Source organism: Pseudomonas sp. (assembly GCF_036404235.1).
Classification (GTDB): Bacteria; Pseudomonadota; Gammaproteobacteria; order Pseudomonadales; family Pseudomonadaceae; genus Aquipseudomonas.
The window spans coordinates 1-5,347 of the sequence record NZ_DASWOT010000009.1 but is presented as its reverse complement, the minus strand read 5'-3'; the positions used below and the strand labels follow the sequence as shown (position 1 = coordinate 5,347).

The following is a 5,347-nucleotide window of genomic DNA, read 5'->3' as shown; positions in this document are numbered from 1 at the left end:
CAGAGAGCACACAATAAGCCCAGTACGTTAAACGGCCTGTTAATCTTTGCCCACGCCCAACATGCCAGAGAGTTTTACATGATTGAGAAGCCACTGCCGTTGCTGGACGGTCAGCCGATAGCACCTGCACAACGGCGCGAGATGATCATTCGTCGGCTGCGACGCCAGCAGACGCTCAGCGTTACTGAACTGACTAAAATCTTTAACTGTTCGCACATGACCGTGCGACGCGATATTGCTGTTCTTGAACAGGACGGCTTGGTGTTTTCGGTGCCCGGCGGCGTGCGTTTGGCCAGCCAGTTATACAGCGAGCCCAGCCATCAGAATCGAGTGATTGTCGAGCCCGATCAGAAGCAACGGATGGCGGTCTGCGCGGCCAGACTGATCAAGCCCGGAATGAGCCTTTATCTGGACGCAGGCACGACAACCCTGTGTCTGGTGCCACACATCATCAACCAGACTGGCATCACGGTGATCACCAACGACTTCAGCATCGTGATGGCGCTGGCCGACGCCAAGCACGTCAAAGTGATCCACACCGGCGGGGTTCTGGATCACGACAACATCGCCAGCATAGGGACGTTGGCAGCCGATACTTTGCGTAATCTGGCGACAGATATCGCATTCATTTCCAGTAGTTCATGGGACTTGCAGCGCGGCATCACCACCCCCTCCGAAGCCAAAATCGAAGTCAAGAAAGCCGCCATGAACTCGGCGTCGCAAGTGGTGTTGATGGCGACCAGCTCCAAGTACGGCACCTTTGGCATGTATCGGATTGCCGGTCTTGAACGTTTCGACCCGATTATCTCCGACGACGCGCTCACTGCGGATGCTGCGGCAGGCATTCGCAAGTCAGGTGTGGAACTGATCCTCGCCTGAGCAGGCCGTTTTGCGCTCAGTCACGACCGTCCGGGGTGGTTGTCAGGTGCATCCAGGCAAAGCCGTCGGGACGAATCATCAGCACGCGATCCTGGGGGATTTCAACTGCAGGCACCTGATGCGGGTCTACATTGGCCAACAGCGCCAGGCAACTGCGCAGTACCCCGGCATGTGCCACCAGCACCGTATCGCGTTGCAATGAATCAAGCAGGCTGCCCACGCGCTCGAACACCTGGGGGTAGTTTTCACCGCCGTGCGGGATAAAGTTCAGCGGGTCAGCTTGCCGAGCTCTGAAACGCAGCGGATCGCGTTCTGCAATCTGCTGCCAGCCAAGACCTTCCCATTCACCGAAATCGATCTCCATCAGACGATCATCGGTGCAGTAGTCGTCGGCCGCCAGGCCCAACTGCTGGCGCACGATCTGCATTGTCTCGCGGGTCCGACTCAATGGGCTGGCGATAAAATCGACTGACGCCGACACCGGCAGCAGCCACCTCAGGCATAGCCCCGAGCGAGCTGCCTGTAAGCGGCCCTGCGCGTTGAGTGCAATGTCCCGTCTTCCCTGCAACAGGCGTTTGGCGTTCCAGTCGGTTTCGCCATGGCGGATCAGATAAAACGTTCGCGCAGTGCTTGCAATCGAGTCCATCAGAGTTCGAGTCCAGAAAGGGGGAATGTGATGAATCTTATCGTACTCACCTTGACAATGTTAAAAAATAACAAATAATGGTAATAATTCACATAGACGCACGGTGCATTGAGACAGGCAGGTTCCACGGCCTATATGGGACGGCTACCTGCGCTGTCTTTCCAATAACAATAATGGAGGCGGTTTCATGTCCACACTCGACGGCACTTTCGCTGGCGATCGCGCTAGCCCTGGCGCAGATACGCAAACACAGCCTACCGCCCATCAGCTGCGCCAGCGGCGAAAGGCATCGATAGGCAGCCTGATCGGCACCACGATCGAATGGTACGAGTACTACATCTATGGGGCGACGGCGGCTTTGGTATTCCCGTTGTTATTTTTTCCCACGCATGACCGGCTTGTGTCATTGATGCTGTCTTTTGCCTCCTTCGCCATCGCGTTTGCCATTCGTCCCGTTGGCGCTGCCGTGTTCGGCCATTTCGGTGACCGGGTAGGGCGCAAGACTACGCTGATCGTGACGCTGGTGATGACCGGGCTGGCAACGTTCCTGATCGGGTTTCTGCCGACCTATGAAAGTATCGGTTTATGGGCCCCGGCGATCTTGATTTTCCTGCGGCTGGTGCAGGGCTTCGGCGTTGGCGGGGAATGGGGCGGGGCGGCGTTGATGTCGCTGGAGTGGGGCGACCAGAAAAAGCGCGGCGCAGCAGGCGCCTGGCCGCAACTGGGTACCTCTATCGGTCTGATTCTGTCCACCTGCGCAGTGATGGGATCGAGTTATTTCACCGGCGAGCATTTCCTTGAGTGGGGCTGGAGGATTCCGTTTCTGTTGTCGGGGATTCTGGTCGTGGTTGGATTGTTGGTACGTCTGACCATTGAAGAAACGCCGTCCTTTGCGGCCAAGAAGCAAAGTCAGCAGATCGAAAAAAGCCCGCTGAAGTTTGTGTTCAAGCACTACTGGCGCGAGATCGTCAAAGTGGCATTCCTGCGCATGTCCGAGCAGATGCCGTTTTACATTTTCACCGCGTTCATTCTCGATTACGCCACGCGCACAGCGGGTGTCTCGCGAACCTTTGTGCTGTTGGGGACCCTGGCGGCAGCGGTGCTCGACTTGATCCTGCTGCCGATCTTTTCCAACCTGGCCGACAGTGTCGGACGCCGCAAGATGTACTACTACGGCTGCCTGGTCCTGATCCTAATGGCGTTCCCGTATTTCTGGGTCCTGAATTCGGGCAACGAGACCTGGATATTCATCGCCATCACCCTCTCGCTGGTCCCGCATGCCATTCAATATGGCGCCCAGGCCTCACTGATTTCCGAGCAGTTTCCGGTCCATGTGCGCTACACCGGCGCCGGGGTCGGCTATCAAATGTCTTCGTTGGTGGCGGGTGGTCCGGCACCGCTGATTGCATCGTTCCTGCTGGTGAGTTTCGGCACCGGTTATGCGGTGGCAGCTTATCTGGCTCTTGGCGGCGTGATTGCCGCGGTGGCCCTTTCGACCCTCAAGGATCGCAGCGATCAACATCTGTGACCAGCGCACCCATCAATTGATAAACGGGAGTTGTAGCATGACGATCAAGAAAATAGCGGTCATCGGTTCAGGTTACATGGGCGGCGGCATTGCCCAGGTGCTGGTGCTCGGTGGCGCACAAGTGGTGCTGGGCGATGTGGACGCCAGTGTCGCCAACCAGAGCCGCGAGCGCTTACTCAAACAGGCGCAGGCCTTTGCCGAGGCCGGCTTGTTTCCGGCGGATGCTCATGCGCGTCTTGAGGCAGGCCTGACCGCCGCCGCGTCGATAGAGCAAGCGGTGGAGGGTGTCGACTACGTCACCGAAGCTGTACCGGAATCAATGGACATCAAACGTGATGTCCTGGGGCGGATTTCCAACGCATGCGCCGCAGACACGATCATTGGCAGCAACACCTCGGCGATCCCGATTGGCGAGCTGGCAAAGTTCGTCACCCATCCGCAGCGCTTTCTGGGCGTTCATTGGATGAACCCCGCGCCGTTCATTCCCAGCGTTGAACTGATCGCCAGCGAACACACGTTGGCGGTGCATATAGACACTCTTGAAGCACTGATGCGCTCGGTCGGTAAGGTCCCGGCACGTGTTGCAGATACCCCGGGTTTTGTCGCCAACCGTTTGCAATTCGCGCTGTACAAGGAGGCGGTGCTGGTTGTGGAGGAGGGGCTCGCCACGCCGGAGCAAGTTGATCTGGTGGTGAGCAATGCGTTTGGTTTCCGTCTGGCGCTGTTTGGGCCATTTGCAATTGGCGACATGGCTGGGCTCGACGTGTATGCGTCTTCCTACAAGACCTTGGCGGGTACTTACGGCGAACGTTTCGCAGCACCGGATTCGCTGGACAAACTGGTGAATAGCGGCAACTTCGGGCTCAAAGCCGGTCATGGCTATCTGGACATCGATCCTGCAAAACGCGCCGAACTGCTTGCCTATCGCGACAAGGCCTACGTTGCCCTGAGCAAGCTGCGCGCAGAACTCGGCCCCGCACCAGGTTTGGTGAGCTAAAGCACGTACCGAGACGCTGCTTGAGCACGAACAGTGTGTTCCCGCTACCTCATGAGAATGCGTGTCGTGGCGGGGATACCCGCTCGTCGATCACGGTTCGATTGCGCGCATGGCTATGCGGGCTTACGCTCATCGCTATGCCAAAGTCAACGCGTCATAAATACCCGCAATGGCTTGTGCCCACCGTATTAAAAGCCGAGAACCTGCCGATCTGAAACCCATCCAACCCAGATTTTTTTTAAATTCAAGGGGTTGCCAGCATGGGCGATTAAGTACATAATTCCGTCCATCGAAAGCACTTGAGGATAAAAATCTCAATGTTTTCAAAGAGATAGACTAAACAGTATTGTTTCTGTCTTCTCCTGTTTACTACGATCAATGCAGCGGTTGCAGGGCATTTGTCGTTTGAGGCCGAGTAGCAAAATGGTTATGCCGCGGATTGCAAATCCGCTTACGCCGGTTCGATTCCGACCTCGGCCTCCACTATTAAAAGCCCCGAAGATCAACGTCTTCGGGGCTTTTTCTTTGGGGATGGATAAAGCGCTACTTAAGAGAAAGCGTTGCCGCAACTATCTGAAATACCAGTATTTACCCAGGATTCTGGTTGGATTTGTTCAGCCATGTCAGGATGTTGACAGGGCCGCACACCAGACAGGCACTGTAGATCACTGATTTTAATGAGCTTTTAATGGTGGTCGCGATTTATATTCTGTCGCATTTTGCCGCTCATGACCCTTGCGTCGCTGGGACGGGATGTATATATTCCCACCTCTTGTCGCACAGGCTGCTTTGTAATCAAGCAGTTGTGACGCCCAAGCAGAGTGCTACCGCCCTGATGGTGAAATTGGTAGACACACCGGACTTAAAATCCGTCGTCCGTAAGGATGTGCCGGTTCGACTCCGGCTCGGGGCACCATCTTAATCAGGCGCTTGAGGAGCAATCCCAAGCGCCTGAGTCGTTTCAAGATTGCCGCAATAATGTCGTTTGGCCAGCCCAGCCCCGCGCTGGGCTTTTTGCATCTGCTCGTCACGCGTGCGTCAGGAGCAAAAAAACCGCATCTATGGGTTTGGTCGACTCTGAGTAGGTGTTATGCGTGCGCCTCTTCCCGCTCCGGTACGAGTCGTACTTCCACCCTCTGACCGAGCGCCCTCGCGGTGGTGGCAAGAGTTGCTAACGTCATTCCTGAACGAGCCCCATGAAAGACAGGACACCGTTTCCCCCTTACGATAAGGGATAGGCAAACGGTTATGTTTATGACTAATAGCAACGACAAGAGTGGGGAGCTTTTGGGCCAGG

4 protein-coding genes, 2 tRNA genes and 1 pseudogene are annotated in these 5,347 nt (G+C 56.1%); 5 read left to right on the top strand and 2 right to left on the bottom strand.

Going from position 1 to position 5,347, the window contains the following annotated elements:
• Positions 1–78 precede the first annotated feature (78 nt).
• Positions 79–879 carry a DeoR/GlpR family DNA-binding transcription regulator gene (locus tag VGC62_RS01035; protein ID WP_331185245.1) on the top strand — a complete coding sequence of 267 codons (801 nt, stop codon included), beginning with the start codon at positions 79–81 and terminating at the stop codon, positions 877–879.
• Positions 880–895: 16 nt separating this feature from the next.
• Here VGC62_RS01035 and VGC62_RS01030 read toward each other — a convergent pair whose 3' ends face one another.
• Positions 896–1,525, bottom strand: coding sequence for a histidine phosphatase family protein (locus tag VGC62_RS01030; RefSeq protein ID WP_331185244.1), 630 nt, complete (start codon positions 1,523–1,525; stop codon positions 896–898).
• Between the two features lie 187 nt (positions 1,526–1,712).
• Between VGC62_RS01030 and VGC62_RS01025 the strand changes: the two genes are divergently transcribed.
• From VGC62_RS01025 to VGC62_RS01010, 4 genes are all read left to right on the top strand, one after another.
• Positions 1,713–3,053, top strand: coding sequence for an MFS transporter (locus VGC62_RS01025; protein ID WP_331185243.1), 1,341 nt, complete (start codon positions 1,713–1,715; stop codon positions 3,051–3,053).
• A 37-nt stretch (positions 3,054–3,090) separates the two neighbouring features.
• Positions 3,091–4,050: a 3-hydroxyacyl-CoA dehydrogenase family protein gene (locus tag VGC62_RS01020; RefSeq protein ID WP_331185242.1), complete on the top strand. Its 960-nt coding sequence runs from the start codon at positions 3,091–3,093 to the stop codon at positions 4,048–4,050.
• Between the two features lie 409 nt (positions 4,051–4,459).
• Positions 4,460–4,533 (top strand) — tRNA-Cys (locus tag VGC62_RS01015).
• A 346-nt stretch (positions 4,534–4,879) separates the two neighbouring features.
• Positions 4,880–4,966, top strand: a tRNA-Leu gene (locus tag VGC62_RS01010).
• 172 nt (positions 4,967–5,138) lie between these two features.
• Here VGC62_RS01010 and VGC62_RS01005 read toward each other — a convergent pair.
• Positions 5,139–5,234: pseudogene (locus VGC62_RS01005) on the bottom strand (Fis family transcriptional regulator); the annotation flags it as partial.
• Between the last annotated feature and the right edge of the window lie 113 nt (positions 5,235–5,347).

What these genes read in the sequence shown, in the direction of transcription:
- VGC62_RS01035 (WP_331185245.1), top strand. Translation starts at nt 79, where the DNA reads ATGATTGAGAAGCCACTGCCGTTGCTGGACGGTCAGCCGATAGCACCT.
- VGC62_RS01030 (WP_331185244.1), bottom strand. Translation starts at nt 1,525, where the DNA reads ATGGACTCGATTGCAAGCACTGCGCGAACGTTTTATCTGATCCGCCAT.
- VGC62_RS01025 (WP_331185243.1), top strand. Translation starts at nt 1,713, where the DNA reads ATGTCCACACTCGACGGCACTTTCGCTGGCGATCGCGCTAGCCCTGGC.
- VGC62_RS01020 (WP_331185242.1), top strand. Translation starts at nt 3,091, where the DNA reads ATGACGATCAAGAAAATAGCGGTCATCGGTTCAGGTTACATGGGCGGC.